The organism is Edaphosphingomonas laterariae (genome assembly GCF_900188165.1).
GTDB classification, from domain to species: Bacteria; Pseudomonadota; Alphaproteobacteria; order Sphingomonadales; family Sphingomonadaceae; genus Sphingomonas_E; species Sphingomonas_E laterariae.
Map to the genome: position 1 here is coordinate 35,534 of NZ_FZOS01000017.1, position 24,719 is coordinate 60,252.

Below are 24,719 nucleotides of genomic sequence, written 5' to 3' on the forward strand. Positions count from 1 at the left end.
CGTCAGTGGACGAAGCGGGCCACCACGTCGCGGTAGGAACGACTGACCTTCACCTGCGCGCCCGAATCGAGCACGAGGAAGCATTCGCCATTGGTGTGCGGCTTCACCTGCTTGACGAGATCGAGATTGACGATCGTCGAGCGGTGGACGCGCTGGAACCGGCGCGGATCGAGGCGCTTTTCCAGATCCTTCATCGTTTCGCGCAGGATCAGCGTGTTATCGCCGGTATAGATGCACATATAGTCGCCAGCCGCGTCGATCCGTTCGATCGTATCGACATCGACGCGGAAGATCTGGCCGCGATCCTTGATGTTGATCAGCTTTTCGAAACGGTTGGCGGACGGCGCATCGGGCGCGTCGGGCAGGGCCTCGGCGGCTTCGGGCGCATGTTCGGCCAGCGCTTCCTTCAGCCGGCCGGCTTCCTCGATGCTGCGCTTTTCGGCGAGGCGCTGGCGGACGCGATCGAGCGTGTCGGCGAGCCGTTCGGTCTCGACCGGCTTCATCAGATAATCGACCGCATCGGCCTCGAAGGCGCGCAGCGCATGATCCGAATAAGCGGTGACGAAGACGAACAGCGGCGGCTCGACCTCCATCAGCCCCTGGACCACGGAGAATCCGTCAAAGCCAGGCATCTGGATGTCGAGAAAGACGAGATCGGGCTTGTGCGTCTTGATGGCGCGAATCGCCTCCCTGCCATTGTTGCAGGTTTCGATGATTTCGACATCCTCATGCGGTTCCAGCCGGAGCTGCAGGCCCTGGATGGCAAGCGGCTCGTCATCAACGAGGATGGTGCGAATGGTCATGCGGCTTCCTTGGGCTCTTCCGTCGTAAACGGTATTTCGATCATGACGCCGAACCCGGCCCCCCGTTCCCCCTGGATCTCGAAACGGTGGTCGGCGCCATAGGCTTGCGCCAGCCTTTCGCGGATATTCGTCAGGCCGACACCCGTCGAATATGTGGGGCGGTTCACCGTGTCGTGCAAGCCGGGCCCGGTGTCGGACACGGTGATCTGCACCCGATCACCGGCAAGTCGCGCTTCAACCGCGATTTCTGCCCCTTCCTCCTTGGGCGTGACGGCATATTTGATCGAATTTTCGACAAGCGGCTGGAGCAGCAGCGACGGCAGACGCGCGCGCGACGCCGCCGGATCGATATCGAAGTGCGGCCGCAGCCGATCCTCGAACCGCATCTTCTCGATCTCGAGATAGAGCTTCAGCGTCTCAACCTCCTGCGCCAAGGTAACCTGACCGGTGGGTTCGTTGACCAGCGTATAGCGCAAAAAGGAGGAGAGGCGCGACAACATCGCATTGGCCCGCTCCGTCTGCTTGAGCAGCACCAGCGTCGAGATCGAATTGAGCGTGTTGAACAGGAAATGCGGGTTGAGCTGGTAACGCAGCATCGCCAGCTGCGCCGACGCCGCCTGCGTTTCGAGCCGCTGGAGCTGATCCGCCTGCTGTTCGAGCAGAAGATAGAAGTTGATACCGTAATAAAGCGCCGACCACGCGGCGAGCAGCGCGAAATCGAGCAGGATCGCGCCGAGGAACTGGACCCCCGTCGGCATCTCGCCCGGGCGATAGAAGGTGGCGTGCGCCCACACCTCGATCGTCGAGAAGGCGGCGGACGCGATCAGCACGACGATGATCGAACAGCCCCAGGTGATGATCGGCTTCTGGTTGATCAGGCGCCGGAAAATCGACGCCATCAACAAGGTGAGTGAATAGCCGGTCGCGGTGTTGAGCGCGGTGGGGACGAGGAACAGCAGGCCCATGCCATTGGCGAGGCCGCCCAGCGAGCGCAGGATGAGATATCCCGCCCAGCCGGCCGACTGGAGCATCCAGAAGGCGCGGTTCTTGTCGTCGAAAAAGGGCTTCGATCCGAGGCTGAATAGGGCCATGCGGCTTTGCATAGAGGCATTTCGCGCCGGGGGGAATCTCCCACGCTCATTGCTTCGACAGGCAAGCCGCCGCCGCGCGCTTTCGTCGCGGGCGTTGGCGGTTTCGTCGACGCGGCCCCTGATCCGTCGCCGTGGCCCGCATGCTGGTCGAACCCGCGCGGACGGAAGGCGGCGGCTCCCCTATCCCGCAATCATTCCAGTGCGTTCCCAGGAAGGCTTGTCCGGTGTCCACGAAGCCCGACCCCAACGCTCCGGCCAAACGGCCCACCCGGCGAAAGCCGGCGCCGTTCGCCGGCATGTTCGGCGATCGGGCCAGCGGTGATCCGGTGGCACGCCAGACGCCCGATCGGGATATGGACTGGAGCCGATTGTTTGCGCCGCCGCGCCAGCGGTAACGCCAGTACGCGTAGCCTTGCTTACCCCTTTTCCGTCGTCCGCCACAGCGACGGGAAGCGGCGGGCCCAGCGCCCGCCAACCCGCCGCCCGCTGCACATACGCGACCCTTGCAGCGGGCGGCGGGCCAAGTTTCAGGCGCGTGGAAACCAAATATTAGCCTTCTTTCACTACCCCGTGAATCGACCAGATTGTGGGGTGGTTGTGCGCATCCTGATCGTAGACGACGAACCGGCCATGCACGATTCCTACCGGCGCACGCTGGTTGGATCGCAGCCCGCGCCGGCAAGCAACGCGCTGGCGGCGATGGCATCGGAATTATTTGCCGATCGCCCATCGCCGGCCGATGCGGCCGATGACGATTTCTGCCTGACCCATGCGACGCAGGGGCGCGACGCAGTGGCGATGGTGCAGGAAGCGCTGCGCGACGGCGATCCCTTCCGCGTCGCTTTCATCGACATTCGCATGCCGCCCGGCATCGACGGCAAGGAAACCGCCCGGCGGATCCGCGCGCTCGACCCCGAAATCAATCTGGTGATCGTGACCGGCTATTCGGATTACAGCCCGATCGACATCGCGCGGGCGGCGGGGCCGGCCGACAAGATCTTCTACATCACCAAGCCGTTCGAAGTGAACGAGGTCCAGCAGACCGCGCGCGCCTTGTGCCAGCGCTGGCAGGTCGACGCCGATCTCGCCCGGACGCGGACGGAACTGGCCGACAAGATCGTCCAGCTGGAGGAAAAGACGCTGGCGCTGGCCGCCAACGAGGCGCGCGCCGTGCACATGGCGAGCCATGATTCACTGACCGGCGCGCCCAATCGCCTGGCCTTCCTGCGCGAACTTTCCGAACGGATGCAGGGCCAGCGCCCGGCCTTCGCGGTGGGCATGCTCGATCTCGACCGCTTCAAGAATGTCAACGACACGCTGGGCCACGCCGCCGGCGACGAGCTGATTCGCGAAGTGTGTCAGCGCCTTGCCGCCGAAATGGGCGACGGCATCGTCGCCCGGCTGGGCGGCGACGAATTCGGCATCCTGTTCGAAACCGGCGACAAGATGGACGCGCTGGCCCGGTGCGAGCGGATCGTGGCGAGCTGTTCGACCACCTATATGATCCTCGGCCATGCCGTGCAGGTCAGCGCGTCCATGGGCCTCGTCGTCGCCAATCCGGCGGGCGAGACCGACAAGATCGATCATATGCGGCTAGCGGACATGGCGCTCTACGATGCCAAGCGCGCCGGGCGCAGCCAGGTGCGGCTGTTCGACGAGAGCATGGATGAAAGCGTCCGCTTTCGGCAGACGATCGAAGCGGGTCTGCGCGAGGCGATCGCGCGCCGCGAGCTTGAGGTCGTCTATCAGCCGATCGTGGCGCGCGAGCGGCTCGACATCGTCGGCTTCGAGGCGCTGCTGCGCTGGACGAGCGCCGAACATGGCCCGATTTCGCCTTCGGTGTTCATCCCGATCGCGGAGGAAAGCAACCTGATCCACGAGCTGGGCGATTGGGTGACGGCCGAGGCGCTGAGCGAATGCCTGCGCTGGCCGCACCAATATGTGTCGATCAACTTTTCGCCGCGCCAGTTCCGCCGGCAGGATTTCGTGGAAACGCTTGCGGCCCGCGTCGCCGCATCGGGGCTGCCGCCGCATCGCGTGCAGATCGAGATCACCGAAACCGCGATCTTCGACGACGATCTGCGCGCCGCCGAAACCTTGCAGCAGCTTCGCGCGCTCGGCTTCCGTGTCGCGCTGGACGATTTCGGCACCGGCTATTCGAGCCTGTTCAACATCCGCAACTTCGCGCTGGATTGCCTGAAGATCGACAAGTCGTTCATCGACGGCCTTGGCCGCGAGGTCGAATCGGCCGCGATCGTCAATTCGGTGACGCATCTGGCGCGATCGCTGGGGCTGGGCGTGGTGGCCGAGGGCGTCGAGACCGAAACCCAGAATCAGGCGCTCCGGCTCGCCGGATGTTCGCATCTCCAGGGCTATTATTTCGGCCGTCCGATCGATGCCGACGCGACCGCCGATCTTGCCGGGCAGGCGCTGCCGGCCGACGCCGCCGCGCGATCGGCCGGGGGGATCGTACGGCCATGACCTTCTTCAACCTCGCGCGCCGGGCCTCGCTCGGCATCAAGCTGACCGCGATCCTGACGATCGTCGGCATCGTCGGCTTCGCCGGTGTGCTGGCGCTGCTGATCGCGGTCATCACGCCCAGCTTCAACCGCCTGGAAGCCACCGCCGTTCAGGGGCATATCGAGCGCACCCGTGCCGCGCTGGACGAATATGCGTCCAAGGTGGAAATCGCGGTCAAGGATTATGGCGTCTGGGACGACAGCTATAAATATATGAACGGGCAAGGCGATGCCCGCTTCGTCGAAACCGTGTTCTCGGTGCTGGCCTTCACCAATCTCGACATCAACGGCATGGCCTATGTCGGCAATGACGGCCATATCCACCAGACCCGCTATGTGGACCTTGCCGCGCAGGCCGACGATGCCGCGCGCATATCGCCGTTCAACGCGCTGATCACGTCCCGCGCAGTGCGCGATCTGGCCGCCGAGCGCGAATCCGCCCATTTCTACGCGCGGCTGGGCGATCGCATCGTCGCCGTCGGCATCGCCAAGGTGCTGATGAGCGACGGCACCGGCACCAGCCCCGGTTTCGTCGTCATGGCGCGGCAGATCACGTCGGACCAGCTGAGCCACCTGATCCAGCTCGACGCGCGATTCGGCCTGGGCCGCGCGCACCAGGAAACCGCGGTGCGCGAACGCCCGCGCACGCTGGACATCGCCGTCGACATCGACGGGCTGAACCGCATCCATATCGCCAACGCCAATTTCGTCGTGCAGCGCGATTTCACGCTGCTCGGCAACCGTATGCTGATGCTGATCGTGCTCGGCACCGCGAGCCTGCTGATCCTCGTCCTGTTCGTGCTGCGCCAGACGATCACGCGGCTCGTCATCAGCCCGCTCGCCAAGGTCGAGCATCATATGCAGGACGTGTCGGCATCGGGGCACCTCCGCCCGCTCGGCAATCCCGAGCGCGGCGACGAGATCGGATCGCTCGTGCGCAGCTTCAACGCCATGCTCGCCCAGCTCAAGGATCTGCGCGAACAGGTGGAAATCCAGTCGTTCAAGCTCGGCCAGAGCGAAAGTGCGATCGGCGTGATGCACAATGTGCGCAACGGCCTGAACCCGATCAGCGTGATCGTGTCGCAGGGGCTTGCCACCCAGCCGGTGATCGCGCCCAAGGACGTGGCCCGCGCGCTCGCCGAACTGGCGCAGGACGACATACCGGCCGCCCGTCGCCAGAAGCTCGCCGCCTTCCTGCTCGCCGCGCTCGAACTGCACCGCGAACAGACCGACAAGCGTCGCGACGACATGGTCAGCGCACGTGATTGCCTGAACAATGTGCTGGAAATCATCGGCCACCAGCAGACGATCGCGCATGAGCGGATCGACACCGGCCCCTGCGATGTGCTGGCGGTGATCGAGCAGAATGCGGCGCTGGCCCGCTATGCCGGGTCGGGCGCGATCGATTTCACCTGCCCCGCCGAAACCCAGTTCGCCGATGCCAACCGGCTGTTGCTGAGCCAGGTGATCGGCAATCTCTTCGCCAATGCGATCGAAGCGATCGCCAGCGCGGGCCGCGATCCCGGCCATATCAGTGTCGCGGTCGATCGCTTCGCCCGGCCCGACGGCGATGTCGTCGAAATCCGCATCAGCGACGATGGCGAAGGGTTCGACCACAGCCGCGGCCAGCAGCTGTTCCGCCGTGGCTTTTCCAGCCGGAAGCAGAAATCGGGCGGGCTGGGGCTGCATTGGTGCGCCAATTCGATCAACGCGATGCAGGGCACGTTGACGTTGGTCAGCCCCGGCGTGGATCAGGGCGCGACCGCCACCATCACGCTGCGCGCGGCGGATGCGCCGCCGGCCATGCGCGAGGCGGCCGAAGCCGCCTGACGCGTCATTGCAGATAGGGCGCGACCAGCCCGAGCCCGCGATAATATTCGCGAACATCCTCCGCCAGCTCGGCGAAATCGCCGATCGTGCCCCGGCAGGCATGGGTGCGGCAGCGGCAGGCCATCTGCCAGCGGCTTTCATAGAGCGTGGTCGAATAATCCCACGCGATCTCCTCGCCCGGCGCGATATCGCGGATCGCGTGGAGGAAGATGCCATGTTCGCAAAAGCGCAGGCCCGCATTGGGATCGCAGCTATGGTTGATCAGATCGTCCACGCCGCCCGACGGGCCCATATAATGGTCCGCATCGATCTGGACGAAGCGATCGGCCTGCCCTTCGACCAGCATCGGCAATTGCGACTTGTGGATGCGCGGCCCCCGGAATTCGACGATGCGATCGCCCGCCGCGAAGGGGATGCCAGCGAACACCGCCTTGCCGAGATGATTTTCCCCGATCGCGAAGATCAGGGGCTGGGCGCGATCCACCTCGCGCACCAGGAAATTGCCGCGCGCGAAGCCGAAGGAGCGCCACGGGTTAATCGTCGCCAGCCCGACGATGAACCACATGCTGGCATGGCAGACCAGTTCGACGAAGATATAGGGAATCTCCGCGCGCTCATCCTGCAGGCCCGCGATGATGACGAATAGCGTCGCGAGATCGCCGATCGTCCACAGGCCCCAGGCGGGCGATCGTTCATGATCGCGGTCGCGGATCGCGCTGATCCAGGTGGGGATGAAGCTGATCGGGATCGCCGCGACGACCAGCATATGCGCCCAGAAGGCCGACTGGAAAACGCCCCAGATCACCAGCGCCGCCAGGCTGAGGCCCATGCACAGGCTTTCGGTGCGGGTGGGCGGTTGCCAGTCGGATTGCCGCCACACGGCAAGCGTGACGACGATGCAGGCGAGCGCCGAAATCGTGAAGATGATGTTCTGCGCGGCGCCGTGGTTGACCGCCTGATAGGTCATCGCCTCGATCGCGGTCGCGGCGCTCCAGATCAGCCAGGATGACCGATTGGGCCGCACCAGCTGCCGCCGGATGCCCAGATAGTAGAAGATGTAGGCGGCGATGTTGCAGCCGATTGCCGCATACCACCAATATTCTGTGCCCATCGACCCACCGGGCAATCGGCCGGAGCCAATCGTCCGCCCCTCTCTCCTGCCCGGCCCCCGCCGGGTCTGGGCCAAGCTACGCTCATGCGAATCCCCCGCGCAAGCCCAAGCATGTGGCGCGAAGGCGATTTTTCGGCGGAAGCCTGCGGATCAGCGGGGTTCGTAGCCGGCCGCTTGCCGGGATGCCTGCTCGGTCTCGCGCGGCGGGATCGTGCGAATCGTCGACGCATATTCGGCGATGAGCACGAAGAACCAGAACTCGATCCCGTCATAGGCCTCGCCACCGAAGATCATCGCGATGCGGAGGACGAGGCTGACCAAAGCGAACATGCGGAACCAGAGCGCGCTGCGCGTCGGGTGATCGGCGCGCAGCGAGGCGGTGAACATCATCGCGAAGCTGCCAAGGCCGAAGATCAGATAGTCGACCGCGCTGGTGGCCCAATAGAGGCCGCTCAGCATCGCCGCGAACCAGAACAGGCGCGACACCGCATGCTGGCTCTGCCGGGTGATCTGGCAGAATTTGATGATCGGCGGCACGAACAGCGTCTTGCCGACCCAAAGGTCGATCCGGGTGAACATGCCCGATCCATCGGCCAGCCACCGCCGGCGCGCAAGGCCGATATGGCGGGCCGATAAAACATGCTGCACATTTGCATGTTTAACGCCGATGCCCTACATTGGCGACGCACCCAGAAGGGAGGCCAGACGTGGACAGACTGATGACGATCGACGACGCGGCGCTCGGCCGGCTGGTCGATCAATTCTACGCCCGCATTCGCGCCGATGATGAGCTCGGCCCGATCTTCAACCAGGCCATCGATGACTGGCCCGAGCATCTTGAGACGCTCACCGCCTTCTGGTCGTCGGTGGTGCTGACCAGCGGCCGATATAAGGGCAATCCCGTCGCCGCCCATCGCCGCCATCACGACCGCATCACGCCCGAATTGTTCGATCGCTGGCTGGCGATCTGGCGGCAGACGACCGCCGAGATGATGGCGCCCGATGCCGCCGCCGCGTTGCAGGACAAGGCCAACCGCATCGCCGAAAGCCTGAAGCTGGCATTGTTCTTCCGGCTGCCGCCGGCCCGGGCGGAGGCCGCCTGACATGACGATCCAGCCCTATCGGTCGACGCCGCTGTTCGACGAAACGTCGCTGCCCGCCGCGCTGCGCGCCCGGCACAGCACCAAGGCCGGCGTGTGGGGCGTGATCCGCGTGCTCGAAGGCGAATTGCGGCTGACCTATCTCGATCCGCCGTCCGAACGCATTCTCGACCCGCGCGCACCGGGCCTGATCCTGCCCGAACAACCCCATCAGGTGGAACCGATGGGGCCGCTGAAGATGCGGGTCGATTTCTACGACCAGCAGCCGGACGAGGCAGCGCTCGCCGGCGGCTGACCCGGGACGAGGCGGGCCCGCTGGCCCGCGCCCGCCTTACACGTCGAGATTGGCGACCGAGAGCGCGTTTTCCTGAATGAATTCACGGCGCGGTTCGACGATATCACCCATCAGGCGGGTGAAGATTTCGTCCGCGACGTCGGCCTGCGAAACTTCCACCTGCAGCATCGAGCGCACCGTGGGATCGAGCGTGGTTTCCCACAGCTGTTCGGCGTTCATTTCGCCCAGCCCCTTGTAGCGGCTGATCGACAGGCCCTTGCGGCCGGCGGCGAAGATCGCGTCGAGCAGTTCGGACGGACGCGTTACCGGCTTGCCGCGCATATCGGCGACGGGTTCGTCGGCATCGTCGCCATCCGCTGCCTTTTCCGCCACCTTGGCCGCGACGATGCGCGCGGTGGTGGCATAGGCTTCGGCCTGTTCGGAGGCGAGCGCATGGAGCTTACGGGCTTCCTGCGAGGTGACGAAGGCGCCGTCGACGATGTGATGATCGCTGACCCCGCGCCACAGGCGGACGAGATGATAGCCGCCGTCGGAGGTGGCGGTGCCCGTCCAGCTCGCTTCCGGATCGCCGCGGCCCAGCCAGCTGGCAACGCGCTGCGCCGCCGCCTCATGCGCCTCGGCCGAACCGGCGGGATCGAGCGCGCCGGTAAGCGCCAGCGCCTCGACGATCGCGGGATCGTAGCGACGCGGCACATAGCCCATCAGGGTGCGCATGCGCCGCGCATGATCGAGCAAGCCGCGCAGATCATCGCCCGAACGCGCGCCGCCGGCGGTTTCGAGGACCATCGTGCCAACGCCCGCATCGACGAGATATTGGTCGAGCGCCGCATTGTCCTTCAGATAGACTTCCGAACGCCCCTTCGCGACCTTGTAGAGCGGCGGCTGGGCGATGAAGAGATGCCCCTTCTCGATGATTTCGGGCATCTGCCGGTAGAAGAAGGTGAGCAGCAGCGTGCGGATATGCGCGCCGTCCACGTCGGCGTCCGTCATGATGACGATCTTGTGGTAGCGCAGCTTCTCGATATTGAAATCGTCGCGGCCGATGCCGGTGCCGAGCGCCTGGATCAGCGTGCCGATTTCCTTGGACGAGAGCATGCGATCGAACCGCGCGCGCTCGACGTTCAGGATCTTGCCCTTCAGCGGCAGGATCGCCTGATAATGGCGATCGCGGCCCTGCTTGGCCGAGCCGCCGGCCGAGTCGCCTTCGACCAGGAACAGTTCGGACTTGGCGGGATCGCGCTCCTGGCAGTCGGCGAGCTTGCCGGGCAGCGAGGCGATGTCCATCACCCCCTTGCGCCGGGTGAGTTCGCGCGCCTTGCGGGCAGCTTCGCGCGCGGCGGCGGCATCGATCACCTTCTGGATGATCGCGCGTGACTGCGCCGGATTTTCATCAAGATATTCAGCGAGCTTGTCCGCCATCAGCGCCTCAAGCGGCTGGCGCACCTCGGACGAAACCAACTTGTCCTTGGTCTGGGACGAGAATTTCGGATCCGGCAGCTTGACCGAGACGATCGCGGTCAAACCCTCGCGCATGTCGTCGCCGGTGAGCGTGACCTTCTCTTTCTTCAGCATGCCGGACTTTTCGGCATAATTGTTCAGCGTGCGGGTAAGCGCCGCGCGGAAGGCGGCCAGATGGGTGCCGCCGTCGCGCTGCGGGATGTTGTTGGTGAAGCAGAGAACCTGCTCGTAATAGCTGTCATTCCATTCGAGCGCGACATCGATGCCGACATCGTCGCGCTGGCCGGAAATCGCGATCGGATCGGGCATCAGCGGCGTCTTGGCGCGATCGAGCCACTTCACGAAGGCGGCGATGCCCCCTTCGTAGAACAGTTCGATCTCCTTCTTTTCGGCATGGCGGCCGTCGATCAGGAACAGGCGCACGCCCGAATTGAGGAAAGCGAGCTCGCGATAGCGGTGCTCGAGCTTGTCGAAATCGAACTCGGTGACGTTCTTGAATGTATCGGTCGACGGCAGAAAGGTGACGCGCGTGCCTTTCTTGCCATCGGCGGGGCCGACCACCTTCAGCGGCGCGACGGCATCGCCGCGTTCGAAGCGCATATAATGCTCCTCGCCGTCCCGCCAGATCGTGAGATCGAGGAAATCGGACAGCGCGTTGACCACCGACACGCCGACGCCGTGGAGACCGCCCGAAACCTTGTAGGCGTTGGAATCCGACGTGTTGTCGAACTTACCGCCAGCGTGCAGCTGGGTCATGATGACCTCGGCCGCCGACACGCCTTCTTCCGGGTGGATACCGGTCGGGATGCCGCGGCCATTATCCTCGACCGAGACCGAGCCGTCGGGGTTCAGCGTGATCAGGATCTTGTCGCAATGGCCGGCCAGCGCCTCGTCGATGGCGTTGTCCGACACCTCGAACACCATGTGGTGCAGGCCCGAACCGTCATCGGTGTCGCCGATATACATGCCGGGCCGCTTGCGCACCGCATCGAGGCCCTTCAGGACCTTGATCGCCTCGGCGCCATAGCTGTTCTGGGAAGGGGTGTTCTCGGGATCGGTAGCCATGCCGAGCATATAGGAAATCGGCGCGCCAAACTAAAGCGAAATGGGCGCCGGGCTGGTCCGCGGATTAACGAGGACTGGTCGGCCGCTTCAAAGGCGAGGGCCAATTCACACGCAGGAAGCCGATCGACGAAACCGCCTGCCCGTTGAAGCGCGCCGGCTTGTAGCGACCACGCTTCGCCAATGCCCCACAGGCCACCGAATCCAGCAGCTCCCAACCACTGGAAGCGACGACGACACAGCCGGCGATCGCCCCCTGATCGTCGATCTCGTAGACCATTTGGGTGACGCCCTCTGCCCCCTTGGACATCAACTTCGGGGGATAGTCCTTGGTCGTAACCCACAGGGCCCTGTTGCCGATCGCGACCGCCGGCTCGACCCCCTTGGGCACCCCCTGCTCCATCAGGGCTTCGCAAGCCGCCCGATCCCCTGCGTCCGATCCGCCACTTATGATTGCGCGGCATTCGTCGATGCCGCCTTGAGCGCCCGTCCGGTAAGCCAGCGTCGCCCCGCCGACGACGGCGGCGGGATAGGCATCCCCCACCACCGCCGAATCCGTTGGCAGCGGGCTCGTTCCATTAGCGCCGGCCAACATGGCCAGCATGAACGAGATCGCCATCACGTCCCTCTCTCAGCGCTTGGGCCACACGACGTCGCGCACGCCGATCGCGCGGACGGGCTGGCCCTTGTAGGTGGCCGGTGAATAGCGGGCGCGGGTGAGGAGCAGCTGGCAGCTCTGCTGATCGAGCCGGGGCGAGCCGCTGGAATAGGAAATCCAGCAGGCACTGGGCTTGCCGGTTTCGTCGACCTCGACGATCGCTTCGGCTGTGCCGGATTCGCCGCGCTTCACCGCCAGTTCGGGATAGTCGGCCGGGGTGACGAGCGCCGGCCCTGCGACCGGCCGGGCCGGAATGACGTCGCGCGGGATGCCGCGATTGCGCAGTTCGTCGCAGGCGCGCCAGTCGCGCCGTTCGGATTCGGTGCTGACGATCGCCCGGCAGCGGGCAATGCCGCCCCGGCCATCATCGGTGTAGCTCAATGTCGCCTTGTCGATGACGACGGCGGGATAGAGATTGGCCGGGTCCGCCGCCAGCGCAGGGCCGGCCATCGCGACACCCAATATCCCCAGGCACAGCCGACGCAGCATTCCCATCCCCTTCCCCATTCGTCTTGATCGCGAACAGTGTAGCCGCATGATCGGAATCGGAAAGAGGCTTGGCGGCCAGGCGCAAAGCGCGATCAGCCGTCGAGGATCGCGCCGTGGCTGATGGTGAAACGCTGCGTGCCCGCCGGCGCGGACGCGAACAAGGCGGGCTCGGTCCCCGTCATCCACACCTGCCCGCCCGCCGCCGCCAGCCGATCGAACAGCGCGGCGCGACGCAGCGGATCGAGATGCGCGGCCACCTCGTCGAGCAGCAGGATCGGGCGGCGGCCGATATGATCGGCGACGAGATCGGCATGGGCGAGGACGATGCCCAGCAACAGCGCCTTCTGTTCGCCGGTCGAAGCGCGCGCGGCGGGCTGGCCCTTGCCGAGATGGGTGACGGCCAGATCGCTGCGATGCGGCCCTGCCAGCGTGCGGCCGGCCGCGATGTCGCGTCCGCGCCCGGCGGCCAGTTCCGCGCGGAACGCCGCCTCGCCCGCCGCCTGCCATCCTTCCAGCGCAAGCCCCGCGCGGGCGAAAATGCCTTCGGGCTGGTCGGCCAGCCGCCGGGCCAGCGCTGTCACCGTCCGCGCGCGCGCATCGGCGAGCGCGGCGCCATGTTCGGCCATCGCGGCCTCCAGCGAGGCGAGCCAGGCGGGATCGCCGCCGCCTACTTCGCCGAGCAGCCGGTTGCGCGCGCGCATCGCCGCTTCATAGCGGGTGGCGTGGACGGCATGGGCAGGCTCCAGCGCGAGCACCAGCCGATCGAGGAAACGACGGCGGCCGCCAGCACTGTCGACGAAGAGCCGATCCATCGCGGGCGTGAGCCACAGCACCGCCAGCCATTCGGACAAGGCATTGGCCGATGCCGCCGCGCCGTTGATCCGCACCTGCCGCCGTTCGGGCGCCGAGGCGAGCGCGCCGGTGCCGATCTCGACATCTTCGTCCAGCCGTGCGGCGACCGCGAAGCCGCCCGGCCCGTCGCTGCGCGCCATTTCGGAGAGCGGCGCGCCGCGCAGACCCCGGCCGGGGCTGAGCAGCGACACCGCTTCGAGGATGTTGGTCTTGCCGGCGCCATTTTCGCCGGTGAGCACGACAAGCCCCGCCCCGCAGCCGAGCACGGCCTGCGGATAGGAACGAAAATCGGTGAGCACGAGGCGGGTGACGGCCATGCCGCCTCGTATCGCCTAAACCGGCGGACGGGAATCCCGCCGACCGATCAGGCGACGCAGATCCGGTTGCGGCCCTCGCTCTTGGCGCGATAGAGCGCCTCGTCGGCGGCCTTGAGCATGGCCGACGTATCGCGCCGGCCGCGCATGCCGGCGATTCCCGACGAAAAGGTGACGCGACCGACGGTTTCGCCGGTGCGCCGCACCGTCACCTGGCGCGCGGCAACGTCGGCGCGAATCATGTCGAGCCGGCTCATCGCCTCTTCCGGTTCGGCATCGTCGAACACGACGACGAACTCCTCGCCGCCATAACGCGCGACGAACAGGCTGTCGGAACCGACCTTGGACAGCGAGGAAGCGATGAGCTTGATCACCTGATCGCCGATCGGGTGGCCGTGGGTGTCGTTGATCCGCTTGAAATGATCGATGTCGCAGATCGCCAGCGAAAAGGTGCGGCTCTGTTCCTTGGCGGCATCATAAGCGAGCCTGAGACGGGCTTCGAGCGCGCGGCGGTTGGGCAGCCCGGTCAGCGGATCGCTGTTCGCCGTCACCGATGCCTCGGCCAGCCGGGTGCGCAGGTCGTGAATCTCCTCGGACGCCTTGCGAATCCGATCCTCGGCGGTCCAGGCGCGCTCGGTCATCAGCCGCGTTTCCGCCAGCAGATCGGCGATCACCACTTCGGCCCCCGCGCCGGTGGCGAGCGTGGTGGCGCCCGCTTCCAGCGCATCGGCGAAGCGGCGGGTAACGCCCTGCGCCTCACCGATCACGGTGGCGGCCTCGTCCGCCTTGGCGCGGGCCTGCTGGGCGAAGCGGATGATCTCGTCGGTCGCGATTGCGCGGCTGTGGAGCGCGACGAGGCTCGCCACCGCCGTCCGCGTCAGGCCGCCGTGCCGCGCGATCGCCTGATCGACGCTGGCGACCAGCGCCTCGTCGATGCCGAGCACATAGCGGCGGCAGATATCGAAGTTCGATACGGTCGGCTCGAGCTCGTTGGCGAACAGCAGTTCGCCGATTCGGTCCCACAATCCACGCGCTTCACTCATGTCCGCCATCTCGATCGTCGCCTCCCCGGGGCGAATCCCGGCGCGTGCCGCGCCCATAACCTGCCCCCCTGTTAACCGAGAGGTCGTTTCGGGGCTGTTAATGCGCGCGATCAGGCGGCGTGCTGGGAGAGCGCGCGCTGGCGCCGCCGCTGGACCGAGGAGCCAAGGCCAAGCGCCTCGCGATATTTGGCGACGGTGCGCCGCGCGATATCGAATCCGCGCGCCTTCAACAGCTCGACCAGCTTGTCGTCGGACAGGATATCGTCGCCCTCGCCCGCAATCAGCTTGGCGATGTGGCTTTTCACCGCTTCGGCCGACACCGCATCACCGCCATCGGCGGCCTGGATGGCGCTGGTGAAGAAATATTTGAGCTCGAACAGCCCGCGCTCGCACGACAGATATTTGTTCGATGTCACCCGGCTGACGGTCGATTCGTGCATGCCGATCGCATCGGCGACGGCCTTCAGCGTGAGCGGGCGGAGATGTTCGACACCGCGTGTGAAGAAGGCTTCCTGCTGCTTCACCAGTTCGGTGGCGACCTTCAGGATCGTGCGCTGGCGCTGATCGAGCGCCTTGACCAGCCAGTTCGCGCTGGCCAAGCAATCGGCGAGCCAGGCCTTGCCGGCCTTGTCCTGCGGGCCCGAGGCGAGTTCGACATAATAATTGCGGTTGACGAGCACGCGCGGCAGCGTCGCCGCATTGAGCTCGATCGCCCAGCCGGCGCGGGTGCGGGCGATGAACAGATCGGGCGTCACCGCCTCGATCCGCGTACCGCCGAAACGCAGGCCCGGCTTCGGATCATAGCCGCGCAATTCGCGGATCATGTCCGCCATATCCTCTTCATCGACACCGCAGATGCGACGCAGCTGGGGCAGCGCGCCCCGGGCGAGCAGATCGAGATTGTCGATCAGCCGGGCCATGGCGGGATCGTAGCGATCGGCCTCGCGCGCCTGCAGCGCGATGCATTCGGCCAGCGTGCGCGCGCCGACGCCGGTGGGATCGAAGCTGTGGACGACGCCGAGAACGCGCTCGACCTGGAACAGCGGCACGCCGAGCCGTTGCGACAATTCAAGCAGCGATGCGGTGAAATAGCCGGCCTCGTCGATCAGATCGACGATCATCGCGGCAATGGCGAGATCGCCGCCCGACAGGCAGCTGCCGGCCTGGGCGAGCAGATGATCGTGGAGCGAGAGTTCGCCGGCCATGCCGGAAAAATCGGGCCCGTCCTCTGAATAGCCGCCACCCGATGCCGCCAGATCGAGGCCCAGCCCGCCATCGAGCCCGCGCGGGGCATCGGCGATGCTGTCATGCTGGAACACCTCGGCATCATAATCGACGTCGAGCGGGGCATCGGCGCCGGCATCGCCCGTTTCCATCAGCCGATCGGCCGTGGCGGGTTCGTCCGGCCCGTCACCGCCTTCGAAATCCTCGGCGAAATCGGCGGCGCCTTCGGGCCCGTCACTGCCGCTTTCGGGGCGTTCGCCTTCGCCGGCGCCGGCTTCGAGGAGCGGGTTCTTCTCCAGCTCCTCGGTGATGAAGGCTTCGATTTCCAGATTCGACAAAGCCAGCAGCTTGATCGCCTGCTGAAGCTGCGGCGTCATGACGAGCGATTGGCTCTGCCGCAGGTCGAGGCGAGGCCCCAGCGCCATCAGCGCCGCTCGCGGATCAGCAGGGTCGCTCGCTCACGCATCATCTCAAAGGGCGAAGCCCTCACCCAGATAGAGCCGGCGCACATTGGCATCGGCGACCAGCGCCTCGGGGCTGCCCGAAAACAGCACCCGGCCGTCGTAGATGATGCAGGCGCGATCGACGATATCGAGCGTTTCGCGTACATTATGATCGGTAATCAGCACGCCGATGTCGCGCCGCTTCAGATCCTTCACGAGATCGCGAATATCGGCGATCGACAGCGGATCGATGCCCGCGAACGGCTCGTCCAGCAGCATGATCGACGGATCGGCGGCCAGCGCGCGGGCGATTTCCGCACGGCGCCGTTCGCCACCCGACAGCGCCATGGCGGGCGAGGTGCGGAGCCGTTCGATGTGGAATTCGCCGAGCAGCGTTTCCAGCCGCTGCGCGCGCACATCCTTGTCCGGCTCGACCATTTCCAACACGGCGAGAATATTCTGTTCGACGGTCAGGCCACGGAAGATCGAGGTTTCCTGCGGCAGATAGCCAAGCCCGAGAATCGCGCGGCGATACATGGGCAGCCGGGTGATATCCTGCCCGTCGAGCAGGATGCGGCCGGCATCGGGCTTCACCAGCCCCATCACCGAATAGAAACAGGTCGTCTTGCCCGCGCCGTTGGGGCCCAGCAGGCCGACGACCTCGCCCCGCGCGACTTCGAGCGAAACGTCGGTCAGCACCTGCCGCTTGTCATAGGCCTTGGCGATCGAGACGATCGACAGCCCGCGCGACACGCCTTCCGCCTCGGGAAAGGCGGATGGCCGTTCGAGGGTTGCCGTGTCGTTCATGCAGCGTCCGATCGCATGGAAATGGTTGGCAAAGCGTTAGGCCTGCCGAATTGGCAGGCTTTATGCATGATAACGCCCCCGGCGTCGACGCGAAAGGGGCGTTAACCATCCGGCCCGCGCCGCATGGTCAACCGAGCGCGGCCTGCTTTTCCTCCGCACGCCGATCCAGCTCCGCCCGGCTGATCTTTTCGGATGCCGATTTGAGCTGGCCGCAGGCGGCCATGATGTCGCGTCCGCGCGGCTGGCGGACCGGCGCGGAAATGCCGGCCTTGAAGATGATGTCCGAAAAACGCTGGATGCGTTCGTCGGTCGAACATTCATAGGGCACGCCCGGCCACGGGTTGAACGGGATCAGGTTCACCTTGGCCGGCAGCTTATATTTGCGGATCAGGCGGACGAGCTCGCGCGCATCCTCGTCGCTGTCATTCTTGTCCTTCAGCATCACATATTCGAACGTGATGCGGCGCGCATTGTTGGCGCCGGGATAGGCCGCACAGGCCGACAGCAGATCTTCGATGCCATATTTGCGGTTGATCGGCACGATCTCGTCGCGAATCTCCTTGGTCACCGCGTGGAGCGAGACCGCAAGATTGACGCCGATCTCCTTGCCGGCCTTCTCCATCATCGGCACCACGCCGGAGGTGGAGAGCGTGATCCGCCGCTTGGACAAAGCGAGCCCGTCGCCGTCCATCACCAGCGTCAGCGCATCACGGACATTATCGAAATTATAGAGCGGCTCGCCCATGCCCATCATCACGATGTTGGTGAGCATGCGGCCTTCCGGCTGGCTCGGCCATTCGCCGAGCGCATCGCGCGCGAGCATCACCTGGCCGACGATTTCGCCGGCGGTGAGGTTGCGCACCAGCTTCATCGTGCCGGTGTGGCAGAAACGGCAATTGAGCGTGCAGCCGACCTGGCTCGACACGCACAACGTCCCCCGATCGGCATCGGGGATGAACACCATCTCATAATCCTGGCCGTCGTCGGACCGGAGCAGCCATTTGCGGGTGCCGTCGGTCGAAACCTGCGCGGTCACCACTTCCGGCCGGCCGATGACGAAGCGTTCTTCCAGCCAGGGGTGCATCGTCTTGGCGATGTCGGTCATCGCCGTGAACCCGGTCGCGCCCCGATTATAGATCCAGTGCCACAGCTGCTTGGCGCGCAGCTTGGCCTGCTTGGGTTCCAGCCCGGCATCGGCCAGCAGCGCGCGAAGCTGGTCGCGGGTCAGGCCGATCAGGTCGACACGGCCGTCGGCGCGCGGCACGGCGGCGCGCGGCACGGGCACCGGATCGATGCCGCCGGGAATCTGCATGGGAGCGTTCATGGGGCGCCACATAGTCAAAGTCGGCGGATTTTGCCAGTGATCGGCCCGCGCGTCGCTAGCCGATCCCCGCGCAGGCGAGCGCGGCCGCGTCGATCGCGGTGGCTGCCCCGCGCAGATTATAGTGATCGATGTGGCGCTTACCGTCCTCGCGCCGGGTTTCGACGCGCATGCCTTCGGCCCCGCGCATCGCCGCGATGATCGCCGCATCGGCGCGCGCATCGGGCGCCCAGGCATCGGCGCCGCCGGCAACGAGCGTGAAGCGCCGGCCATCCACCGTCAGCGTGACGGGCGCCCCTTTCTGCTTCACCGTGCCCAGCCGGATATGAACCTGACCGCGCACCTCCCGCCCCGGCCAGTTGGCCACCGAGGCGAACGGGCGCCAGCCCGGCCCGGCCCGCGCGTCGATCGCTTCCGAAATGGCGTAGCAGCGCAGCGGGCGCGCATCCTTGAACGCCGCCCAGCCGCCGAACAGGCCAAGCGGCTCGCGCGCCATGGCCGGCGCGCCCGTCAGCGTCGACGTCAACGCCAGCGCGATTCCGACGATCAGGCGCATCATGCCGGCGCCTGCCCGGCGCCTTCGTGAATCACCGTTTCGCGCCCTCCTGCGATCATCGCGATCGATCCCTGCGGCTGCCCCGCCGCCACCGGCGCGCGACAGGCCGAATCGACTGCCGCGCCGGTCAGCAGCCCGCGCAGCACCCGGCCCGAAAGGCCGTGCATGATCACCAGTCGATCCCCCACATCGCCCGCACGTTCGCCGATCCACCCCCGCAATCGCCCCGCCACATCATCATACCATTCCCCGCCCGGCGCCCGCCGCACGAACAGCCCGCTCACCGGATCGATCAGGCGGCCGCCCTCCGCCCTGATGGCATCATAATAAAGGCCGCCCCAACCGCCCATGCCCATTTCGCGCAGGCGCGGATCGGTGCGCGCCGCGTGCCAATCGAGTTCGAGATGGTCGCAGATGATCGCCAGCGTCTGCAGCGCACGGCCGGTATCGGAGGCCCACAGGGCGAGCGCCGGACCGACCCCCAGCCGGTCGCGCAGCGCCCGGCCCATCGCGTCGGCCTGCGCGACGCATGCGGGTGAGCGGCGTGTGCAACTCCTCGCCCTGCATCCGGCGGGCGGCGTTGAACACCGTTTCGCCGTGGCGCGCGATATAGGTGCAACCGGCGATGGCCGGCACGACCGGGCTGGTCATACCGCCAAACCGGGGACTGTAACATTAAGGCAACACTCGGAATCTGGCTGCATATTGTTCATCCGGGCGACAGGTGGCGGGGTCTCTAAGGCGGGCAGCCCCTTGTTCGGGGCATGTACCTGATGGAGCTTTTTATGCGTAAAGTTGCAACCGCCCTCCTCCTCGCTTCGGCCGTCGCCGCGACGCCGGCGCTGGCGCAGGATGCCGCCCCGTTCAGCGGCCCGCGCGTGGAAGGCGTGATCGGCTGGGACCGGACCCAGGCCAATGGCGGCCATGATGATGGCGTGCTGTACGGCATCGGCGCCGGCTATGACTTCCAGCGCGGCAACACCGTGTTCGGTGTCGAAACCGAACTGACCGATTCCGACGTGAAGCAGTGCGTTGGCGCCGAAACGGCCGCCGATCCGCGCGTCTGCGCCAAGGCCGGTCGTGACATCTATGTCGGCGGCCGCGCGGGCTTCGTCGTGGGCGGCTCGACGCTGCTCTACGCCAAGGCCGGCTACACCAACGCCCGCTACAAGGCGTCGATCGACGACGGCACCGTGCGCCTGACCGACGGCAACAACCTCGACGGCATCCGCCTCGGCGCCGGCGCCGAATATGCGGTCGGCCCGAACTCGTTCGTGAAGGCGGAATATCGCTATTCGAACTACGAGCAGGGCATCGAGCGCCACCAGGCGCTGGCCGGCTTCGGCTTCCGCTTCTGATCGCCTGATCGGAAACGGGCACGCCCGACAGGGGCGGCGACGGACCTCCGTCGCCGCCCTTTTCATATGTTGCATATTCGCATCTTGCCTGCGCAACACCCGCCCAAAATGAACGCAATTTAGCCATTTGACATGTTGCCATATCGCAACATCGCCGATTTTCCGCTGGATCGCCCCCCGCCCGCCGACTAGAGGGCCGCCGCAAGCCGCCCCCGTTCGGGGATGAGAGACAAAAGCACTCGCGGCCCGTTCATCAGGAGTTTTACATGAAGCGTTTTGTTGCCGTTGCGCTTGCCGCGACCGCCTTTGCCACGCCCGCCTTCGCGCAGGACGACGCCGCCTTCACCGGCCCACGCGTCGAAGCCATCGTGGGCTATGACAATGTCGGCGTGCCCGGCGCCAGCAACCCGGACGGCGTGCTCTATGGCGTCGGCGTCGGCTATGACTTCGAGGAAGCCGGCGGCATCTTCGGCGTCGAAGCGGAACTGACCGATTCCACCACCAAGAAGACGATCGGCGGCGCGAAGCTCGAATCCGACCGTGACATCTATGTCGGCGCGCGCGTCGGCGACGTGGTCGGCCCCGTCCTCCTCTACGTCAAGGTCGGCTACACCAACGCCCGCATCGACGTCGACGGCGACGGTTCGAACGGCAACGGCGTCCGCGGCGGCATCGGCTTCGAATACGGCATCGGCGCGAAGGGCTATGCCAAGGCCGAATACCGTTATTCGAACTATGAAGGCGGCGTGACCCGCAACCAGGCGGTCATGGGCTTCGGCTACCGCTTCTAAGCGGTTGCGGCCGCCGACAAGGCGGCAAAGCGATGGAGGAAGCCGGGGTAGCATGCCCCGGCTTCCTTTTTTATGCGCCCCCCTCTGGCGGGCACCAACAGCCGCGCTATAACGCTAGTCCGTTTAGGCTGCGGGGAATCCGGGGAAGGTATGAAGGCTACAATCGAGCGGGCGACGCTGTTGAAGAGCCTGAGCCACGTCCAATCGGTGGTGGAACGGCGCAATACCATTCCCATCCTTTCGAACGTGCTGATCGAGGCGGCGGCCGAAGGCGGCCTGCGCCTGATGGCGACGGACCTTGATCTTCAGGTCGTCGAAACGATCGAAGCGGCGGTCGACGTGGCCGGCGCGACGACGGTTTCGGCGCACACGCTGTTCGAAATCGCGCGCAAGCTGCCCGAAGGTTCGCAGGTCGAACTGTCCGCCGGCGACGGCAAGATGAAGATCGTCGCGGGCCGATCCAACTTCAACCTGCCGACGCTGCCGCGCGACGACTTTCCGGTGATCGCCGAAGGCGAGCTGCCGACCCAGTTCGAGCTGCCCGCGGCGACGCTGCGCCAGATCATCGACAAGACGCGCTTCGCGATCTCGACCGAAGAGACGCGTTATTATCTGAACGGCATCTTCCTGCATGTTTCGGATGAAGCGCAGCCGGTGCTGAAGGCGGCCGCCACCGACGGCCATCGCCTCGCCCGCGTGACGGTGGCGCGGCCCGATGGCGCGGCCGGCATGCCCGACGTGATCATCCCGCGCAAATGCGTGGCGGAGCTGCGCAAGCTGCTCGACGAGGTGGACGGCACCGTCGAACTTTCGCTGTCGCCGACCAAGATCCGCTTCGGCCTCGGCACCGCGATCCTGACCTCCAAGCTGATCGACGGCACCTTCCCGGATTATTCGCGCGTCATCCCGACCGCGAACGACAAGCTGCTCAAGCTCGATCCCAAGAGCTTCATGCAGGGTGTCGACCGCGTCGCGACGATCGCCAGCGAGAAGACGCGCGCCGTCAAGATGACGCTCGAACGCGACAAGATCGTGCTTTCGGTCACCAGCCCGGAAAATGGCGCGGCGGCCGAAGAAGTGCCCGGCGAATATGTGTCGGACGGCTTCGATATCGGCTTCAATGCCCGTTATCTGATGGACATTCTGGGCCAGATCGAAGGCGACAGCGTCGAAGTGCATCTGGCCGATGCTGCCGCGCCGACGCTGATTCGCGAGAATGACAAGGCGCCCGCGCTCTATGTGCTGATGCCGATGCGGGTCTGACCCGCCGGCATCGCATGTCTTGCCGCCCGCGCGACCGGGCCGGGCCGAAACGGCCCGGCAGGTTCATCCTCGCGCGGTGATTCGTTCGAATATGGCGGGGTGGAGCGGCTGATCGAAGGCCGCGCCGACCATGAAATCATCCGACCAGACGACGCGGGCCGGCAGCGCCTCCAAGCCGGGCAGGCGCAGCCATACGGCCTGATCGGGCTGCAGCGTCCAGTGCCAGCGGCAACGAAACCCTTCCGGTGACAGATCGAGCACCTCGACCGTGCCGCCTTGCGCGCCGCGTTCGCGAAAGCCGCCCGAAAGCGATGTCCGCACCCGTTCGGACCGGCGCGGGCCGCGCTCATCCGTGATCAACTCGCCCTGCACTGCCCCGCCCCCCATCTATGCTGACGCCATTTTGCGACGATGCGGCCCGCCGGTCCAGCGCGATCGCGGGGCTTGATCAGCCGCCCGCCTGCCAGCTGCGGATCGCTTCGACCGGCCAGAGCAGCATCAGCACATTGAGCGTCAGGTTGTCGCGGATCACCCACAGGGTGAGCAGTTCGAAGCCGATGGCGATCGCGATCGTCGCCAGCACCGGCAGGCGCCGCGCGAGCAAGAAGCCCAGCGCCATCCAGCCGATATCGGCGGCGGAGTTGAGCACGCTGTCCCCGGCATAGCCAAGCGCGATCGTCGCTTCGCGATAGCGATCGATGACGAGCGGCGTGTTTTCGAGGATCTCCCACGCCGATTCGATCGCTACCGCCAGGATCAGCCGTTCACCCACCGGCCGCCGCCGCAACAGCAGCCAGCCGAGCGCGTAAAAGAGGAAGCCGTGGATGATGTGGCTGGGCGTGTACCAGTCGGCGATGTGCTGGCTGTTGCCCGCGTCGATCGCGCCATGCCACAATTCCACCGTCCCGCAGGTGCAGATCGGCGGCCGCCCCATGGCGAGCAGCACGACGACCGTCGCGACGGCGATGCCCGCCGCGATCGCCGCATGGCGCACGCTCAGCGCGCCGGTGCGCGGCGCCATTCGATCGTCACCCAGCCGGTCGGCGTTTCCGCTTCGAGAAACAGCCGGTCGCCATCCAGCCGGCAATGGCGGACCTGATCGCCCTGGATGTCGGGATACCAGGCGCCATCGATATGATGGGTGACGATGCTGTGGGCGGCATCGACCGTGAAACGGCCGAAATAGCCGACATAGCCATGATAGGCGTCGATCACCCGTTCAGGCGGGGTGGCGGCGGGCGGCGTGCCGAAGGGGGCGATGCCGGGCCGCAACATATGCACCGACATATGTCCATCGGGCGCATAGATGATCACGCCGCGCGGGTGATCGCCAAAGGGATGTTCGATCACGTCGTCGGGGCGCCGGTTGGTCCACAACACCAGTTCCCAGGCGCCGAGCAGCGCGTTGCGCAGCTTCACGTCGGCCTCAGTCATCCCATCTCCCTCCTGTCCGGGCGGCGGCACGCGCGAGACCCGTGAGCATGACGGCGAGCTTCGCCCCGCCCCGCCGCGTTGTCGAGCGAAACCGGTGTCATTTTCGTCATCTAGGCGCCATCGCCTAATCCGTCCCGATCATGCTGCCCGTTGCCCAGAAGGCGCATGGCGCGCGCGGCGATGCGCGCGATTGTTGACCTGATCCCCCGCGCGGATGCAAAGGCAGCCATGCCCTACGCCAATCTTGCCCGCCGCGGTGTCCTTTTCGTCCTGTCCTCGCCGTCCGGCGCGGGCAAATCGACGATCGCGCGCAAGCTGCTCGCCGCCGATTCCGGGATCACCATGTCGGTTTCCGCGACCACGCGGCCGATGCGCCCGGGTGAACAGGATGGCGTGGATTATCATTTCGTCGACCTGGAAAAATTCCGCCAGATGACCGCCGACGGCGAGTTCCTGGAATGGGCGCATGTCTTCGACAACCGTTACGGCACGCCCAAGGCGCCGGTGCATGCCGCGCTGGAATCGGGCCGCGACGTCCTGTTCGACATCGATTGGCAGGGCGCGCAGCAGCTGCACCAGCAGGCCGGCGGGGATACGGTGCGCGTGTTCATCCTGCCGCCATCGCTGGACGAACTGCGCCGTCGGCTGGCCGGGCGCGGCACCGACAGCGAAGATGTCGTCGCCCGCCGCATGGAACAGGCCACGTCCGAAATCAGCCATTGGGACGGCTATGATTATGTGCTGGTCAATGACGATGTGGACCGCTGTTTCGAACAGGTCCGCACGATTTTGACCGCCGAACGGCTGAAGCGCCGGCGCCAGACCGGCCTGATCGGCTTCACCCGCAAGCTGATGGGCTGATTGGCGGGGGAACAGGAAAGCCGCTAGCTTGTTTCG

The 24,719-nt window shown here is 65.9% G+C and carries 25 protein-coding genes; 8 read left to right on the forward strand and 17 right to left on the reverse strand.

The features are described from left to right. Positions 1-2: 2 nt before the first annotated feature. Positions 3-803, reverse strand: coding sequence for a LytR/AlgR family response regulator transcription factor (locus CHB74_RS14290; protein ID WP_089220316.1), 801 nt, complete (start codon positions 801-803; stop codon positions 3-5). Then, positions 800-1,894 carry a sensor histidine kinase gene (locus CHB74_RS14295; RefSeq protein WP_089220317.1) on the reverse strand — a complete coding sequence of 365 codons (1,095 nt, stop codon included), beginning with the start codon at positions 1,892-1,894 and terminating at the stop codon, positions 800-802. Before CHB74_RS14295 ends, CHB74_RS14290 begins: the two co-directional genes overlap by 4 nt. A gap of 630 nt (positions 1,895-2,524) precedes the next feature. Here CHB74_RS14295 and CHB74_RS14300 point away from each other — a divergent pair. Both CHB74_RS14300 and CHB74_RS14305 read left to right on the forward strand, forming a co-directional pair. Further along, on the forward strand, positions 2,525-4,375 hold the full coding sequence (locus CHB74_RS14300; RefSeq protein ID WP_089220348.1) for a putative bifunctional diguanylate cyclase/phosphodiesterase: 1,851 nt from the start codon (positions 2,525-2,527) through the stop codon (positions 4,373-4,375). Next, the gene (locus CHB74_RS14305; RefSeq protein ID WP_089220318.1) at positions 4,372-6,243 is read left to right on the forward strand and encodes a sensor histidine kinase; all 1,872 of its coding nucleotides are present in this window, start codon (positions 4,372-4,374) and stop codon (positions 6,241-6,243) included. The genes CHB74_RS14300 and CHB74_RS14305 overlap by 4 nt, the downstream gene beginning before the upstream one ends. Before the next feature lie 4 nt (positions 6,244-6,247). On the opposite strand, the gene CHB74_RS14310 is transcribed toward CHB74_RS14305, so the two are convergent. Together CHB74_RS14310 and CHB74_RS14315 are read right to left on the reverse strand one after the other, a co-directional pair. Continuing rightward, positions 6,248-7,354, reverse strand: coding sequence for an SET domain-containing protein (locus tag CHB74_RS14310; RefSeq protein ID WP_089220319.1), 1,107 nt, complete (start codon positions 7,352-7,354; stop codon positions 6,248-6,250). 150 nt (positions 7,355-7,504) lie between these two features. Next, positions 7,505-8,002 carry a hypothetical protein gene (locus CHB74_RS14315; protein ID WP_245842934.1) on the reverse strand — a complete coding sequence of 166 codons (498 nt, stop codon included), beginning with the start codon at positions 8,000-8,002 and terminating at the stop codon, positions 7,505-7,507. Positions 8,003-8,073: 71 nt separating this feature from the next. Here CHB74_RS14315 and CHB74_RS14320 point away from each other — a divergent pair, with 71 nt between their 5' ends. Both CHB74_RS14320 and CHB74_RS14325 read left to right on the forward strand, forming a co-directional pair. Further along, a complete protein-coding gene (locus CHB74_RS14320) occupies positions 8,074-8,457 on the forward strand; it encodes a group III truncated hemoglobin (protein WP_089220350.1) in 384 nt (127 codons plus the stop codon). Between the two features lies 1 nt (position 8,458). Further along, entirely contained in the window at positions 8,459-8,749 is a 291-nt protein-coding gene (locus tag CHB74_RS14325; protein WP_089220320.1) for a TehB family protein, read from the forward strand. 36 nt (positions 8,750-8,785) lie between these two features. Here CHB74_RS14325 and gyrB read toward each other — a convergent pair whose 3' ends face one another. The 10 genes from gyrB to CHB74_RS14375 all read right to left on the reverse strand — a co-directional run bounded on the left by gyrB (position 8,786) and on the right by CHB74_RS14375 (position 19,485). Then, positions 8,786-11,281: a DNA topoisomerase (ATP-hydrolyzing) subunit B gene (gene gyrB, locus CHB74_RS14330; protein ID WP_425442287.1), complete on the reverse strand. Its 2,496-nt coding sequence runs from the start codon at positions 11,279-11,281 to the stop codon at positions 8,786-8,788. 55 nt (positions 11,282-11,336) lie between these two features. Then, on the reverse strand, positions 11,337-11,888 hold the full coding sequence (locus CHB74_RS14335) for an energy transducer TonB (protein WP_089220321.1): 552 nt from the start codon (positions 11,886-11,888) through the stop codon (positions 11,337-11,339). Positions 11,889-11,900: 12 nt separating this feature from the next. Beyond that, positions 11,901-12,416, reverse strand: a complete 516-nt coding sequence (locus tag CHB74_RS14340; protein WP_179220847.1) for an energy transducer TonB — start codon at positions 12,414-12,416, stop codon at positions 11,901-11,903. Positions 12,417-12,508: 92 nt separating this feature from the next. After that, positions 12,509-13,585 (reverse strand): DNA replication/repair protein RecF, encoded by a 1,077-nt coding sequence (gene recF / locus CHB74_RS14345; RefSeq protein WP_089220323.1) that lies wholly within the window; start codon positions 13,583-13,585, stop codon positions 12,509-12,511. Positions 13,586-13,632: 47 nt separating this feature from the next. Beyond that, a complete protein-coding gene (locus tag CHB74_RS14350; RefSeq protein WP_245842935.1) occupies positions 13,633-14,682 on the reverse strand; it encodes a GGDEF domain-containing protein in 1,050 nt (349 codons plus the stop codon). A gap of 53 nt (positions 14,683-14,735) precedes the next feature. After that, positions 14,736-16,274 carry an RNA polymerase factor sigma-54 gene (gene rpoN / locus CHB74_RS14355; RefSeq protein WP_089220324.1) on the reverse strand — a complete coding sequence of 513 codons (1,539 nt, stop codon included), beginning with the start codon at positions 16,272-16,274 and terminating at the stop codon, positions 14,736-14,738. A 45-nt stretch (positions 16,275-16,319) separates the two neighbouring features. Beyond that, a complete protein-coding gene (gene lptB, locus CHB74_RS14360; protein ID WP_089220325.1) occupies positions 16,320-17,099 on the reverse strand; it encodes an LPS export ABC transporter ATP-binding protein in 780 nt (259 codons plus the stop codon). A gap of 127 nt (positions 17,100-17,226) precedes the next feature. Further along, complete coding sequence (gene rlmN, locus CHB74_RS14365; protein ID WP_089220326.1) at positions 17,227-18,411, reverse strand: dual-specificity RNA methyltransferase RlmN; 1,185 nt, start codon at positions 18,409-18,411, stop codon at positions 17,227-17,229. A gap of 67 nt (positions 18,412-18,478) precedes the next feature. Next, entirely contained in the window at positions 18,479-18,976 is a 498-nt protein-coding gene (locus CHB74_RS14370) for a hypothetical protein (RefSeq protein WP_425442288.1), read from the reverse strand. Continuing rightward, positions 18,976-19,485: a histidine phosphatase family protein gene (locus CHB74_RS14375; RefSeq protein WP_342746601.1), complete on the reverse strand. Its 510-nt coding sequence runs from the start codon at positions 19,483-19,485 to the stop codon at positions 18,976-18,978. The genes CHB74_RS14370 and CHB74_RS14375 overlap by 1 nt, the downstream gene beginning before the upstream one ends. 276 nt (positions 19,486-19,761) lie before the next feature. On the opposite strand from CHB74_RS14375, the gene CHB74_RS14380 reads away from it, so the two are divergent. From CHB74_RS14380 to dnaN, 3 genes are all read left to right on the forward strand, one after another. Beyond that, positions 19,762-20,334 carry an outer membrane protein gene (locus tag CHB74_RS14380; protein ID WP_089220353.1) on the forward strand — a complete coding sequence of 191 codons (573 nt, stop codon included), beginning with the start codon at positions 19,762-19,764 and terminating at the stop codon, positions 20,332-20,334. A 266-nt stretch (positions 20,335-20,600) separates the two neighbouring features. After that, positions 20,601-21,125, forward strand: coding sequence for a porin family protein (locus CHB74_RS14385; RefSeq protein ID WP_089220328.1), 525 nt, complete (start codon positions 20,601-20,603; stop codon positions 21,123-21,125). Between the two features lie 150 nt (positions 21,126-21,275). After that, positions 21,276-22,388: a DNA polymerase III subunit beta gene (gene dnaN, locus CHB74_RS14390; RefSeq protein WP_089220329.1), complete on the forward strand. Its 1,113-nt coding sequence runs from the start codon at positions 21,276-21,278 to the stop codon at positions 22,386-22,388. 63 nt (positions 22,389-22,451) lie between these two features. On the opposite strand, the gene CHB74_RS14395 is transcribed toward dnaN, so the two are convergent. From CHB74_RS14395 to CHB74_RS14405, 3 genes are all read right to left on the reverse strand, one after another. Beyond that, complete coding sequence (locus CHB74_RS14395; protein ID WP_089220330.1) at positions 22,452-22,775, reverse strand: PilZ domain-containing protein; 324 nt, start codon at positions 22,773-22,775, stop codon at positions 22,452-22,454. Between the two features lie 61 nt (positions 22,776-22,836). After that, positions 22,837-23,409, reverse strand: a complete 573-nt coding sequence (locus CHB74_RS14400) for a DUF2585 domain-containing protein (RefSeq protein WP_089220331.1) — start codon at positions 23,407-23,409, stop codon at positions 22,837-22,839. After that, complete coding sequence (locus tag CHB74_RS14405; protein WP_089220332.1) at positions 23,385-23,822, reverse strand: lipocalin-like domain-containing protein; 438 nt, start codon at positions 23,820-23,822, stop codon at positions 23,385-23,387. Before CHB74_RS14405 ends, CHB74_RS14400 begins: the two co-directional genes overlap by 25 nt. A 228-nt stretch (positions 23,823-24,050) precedes the next feature. Here CHB74_RS14405 and gmk point away from each other — a divergent pair, with 228 nt between their 5' ends. Next, the gene (gene gmk, locus CHB74_RS14410) at positions 24,051-24,683 is read left to right on the forward strand and encodes a guanylate kinase (RefSeq protein ID WP_089220354.1); all 633 of its coding nucleotides are present in this window, start codon (positions 24,051-24,053) and stop codon (positions 24,681-24,683) included. Positions 24,684-24,719: the final 36 nt, after the last annotated feature.

Bases quoted from the DNA above. Each gene is read 5' to 3' on its own strand.
- CHB74_RS14385 (WP_089220328.1), top strand. From the start codon at position 20,601: ATGAAGCGTTTTGTTGCCGTTGCGCTTGCCGCGACCGCCTTTGCCACG.
- CHB74_RS14395 (WP_089220330.1), bottom strand. From the start codon at position 22,775: ATGGGGGGCGGGGCAGTGCAGGGCGAGTTGATCACGGATGAGCGCGGC.
- gmk (WP_089220354.1), top strand. From the start codon at position 24,051: ATGCCCTACGCCAATCTTGCCCGCCGCGGTGTCCTTTTCGTCCTGTCC.
- CHB74_RS14305 (WP_089220318.1), top strand. From the start codon at position 4,372: ATGACCTTCTTCAACCTCGCGCGCCGGGCCTCGCTCGGCATCAAGCTG.
- CHB74_RS14295 (WP_089220317.1), bottom strand. From the start codon at position 1,894: ATGGCCCTATTCAGCCTCGGATCGAAGCCCTTTTTCGACGACAAGAAC.
- CHB74_RS14350 (WP_245842935.1), bottom strand. From the start codon at position 14,682: ATGGGCGCGGCACGCGCCGGGATTCGCCCCGGGGAGGCGACGATCGAG.
- CHB74_RS14400 (WP_089220331.1), bottom strand. From the start codon at position 23,409: ATGGCGCCGCGCACCGGCGCGCTGAGCGTGCGCCATGCGGCGATCGCG.
- CHB74_RS14300 (WP_089220348.1), top strand. From the start codon at position 2,525: ATGCACGATTCCTACCGGCGCACGCTGGTTGGATCGCAGCCCGCGCCG.
- CHB74_RS14325 (WP_089220320.1), top strand. From the start codon at position 8,459: ATGACGATCCAGCCCTATCGGTCGACGCCGCTGTTCGACGAAACGTCG.
- CHB74_RS14290 (WP_089220316.1), bottom strand. From the start codon at position 803: ATGACCATTCGCACCATCCTCGTTGATGACGAGCCGCTTGCCATCCAG.
- CHB74_RS14405 (WP_089220332.1), bottom strand. From the start codon at position 23,822: ATGACTGAGGCCGACGTGAAGCTGCGCAACGCGCTGCTCGGCGCCTGG.
- CHB74_RS14375 (WP_342746601.1), bottom strand. From the start codon at position 19,485: ATGGGCCGGGCGCTGCGCGACCGGCTGGGGGTCGGTCCGGCGCTCGCC.
- recF (WP_089220323.1), bottom strand. From the start codon at position 13,585: ATGGCCGTCACCCGCCTCGTGCTCACCGATTTTCGTTCCTATCCGCAG.
- CHB74_RS14340 (WP_179220847.1), bottom strand. From the start codon at position 12,416: ATGCTGCGTCGGCTGTGCCTGGGGATATTGGGTGTCGCGATGGCCGGC.
- CHB74_RS14335 (WP_089220321.1), bottom strand. From the start codon at position 11,888: ATGGCGATCTCGTTCATGCTGGCCATGTTGGCCGGCGCTAATGGAACG.
- lptB (WP_089220325.1), bottom strand. From the start codon at position 17,099: ATGAACGACACGGCAACCCTCGAACGGCCATCCGCCTTTCCCGAGGCG.
- CHB74_RS14380 (WP_089220353.1), top strand. From the start codon at position 19,762: ATGCGTAAAGTTGCAACCGCCCTCCTCCTCGCTTCGGCCGTCGCCGCG.
- rpoN (WP_089220324.1), bottom strand. From the start codon at position 16,274: ATGGCGCTGGGGCCTCGCCTCGACCTGCGGCAGAGCCAATCGCTCGTC.
- rlmN (WP_089220326.1), bottom strand. From the start codon at position 18,411: ATGCAGATTCCCGGCGGCATCGATCCGGTGCCCGTGCCGCGCGCCGCC.
- gyrB (WP_425442287.1), bottom strand. From the start codon at position 11,281: ATGCTCGGCATGGCTACCGATCCCGAGAACACCCCTTCCCAGAACAGC.
- CHB74_RS14320 (WP_089220350.1), top strand. From the start codon at position 8,074: ATGACGATCGACGACGCGGCGCTCGGCCGGCTGGTCGATCAATTCTAC.
- CHB74_RS14310 (WP_089220319.1), bottom strand. From the start codon at position 7,354: ATGGGCACAGAATATTGGTGGTATGCGGCAATCGGCTGCAACATCGCC.
- CHB74_RS14370 (WP_425442288.1), bottom strand. From the start codon at position 18,976: ATGCGCCTGATCGTCGGAATCGCGCTGGCGTTGACGTCGACGCTGACG.
- dnaN (WP_089220329.1), top strand. From the start codon at position 21,276: ATGAAGGCTACAATCGAGCGGGCGACGCTGTTGAAGAGCCTGAGCCAC.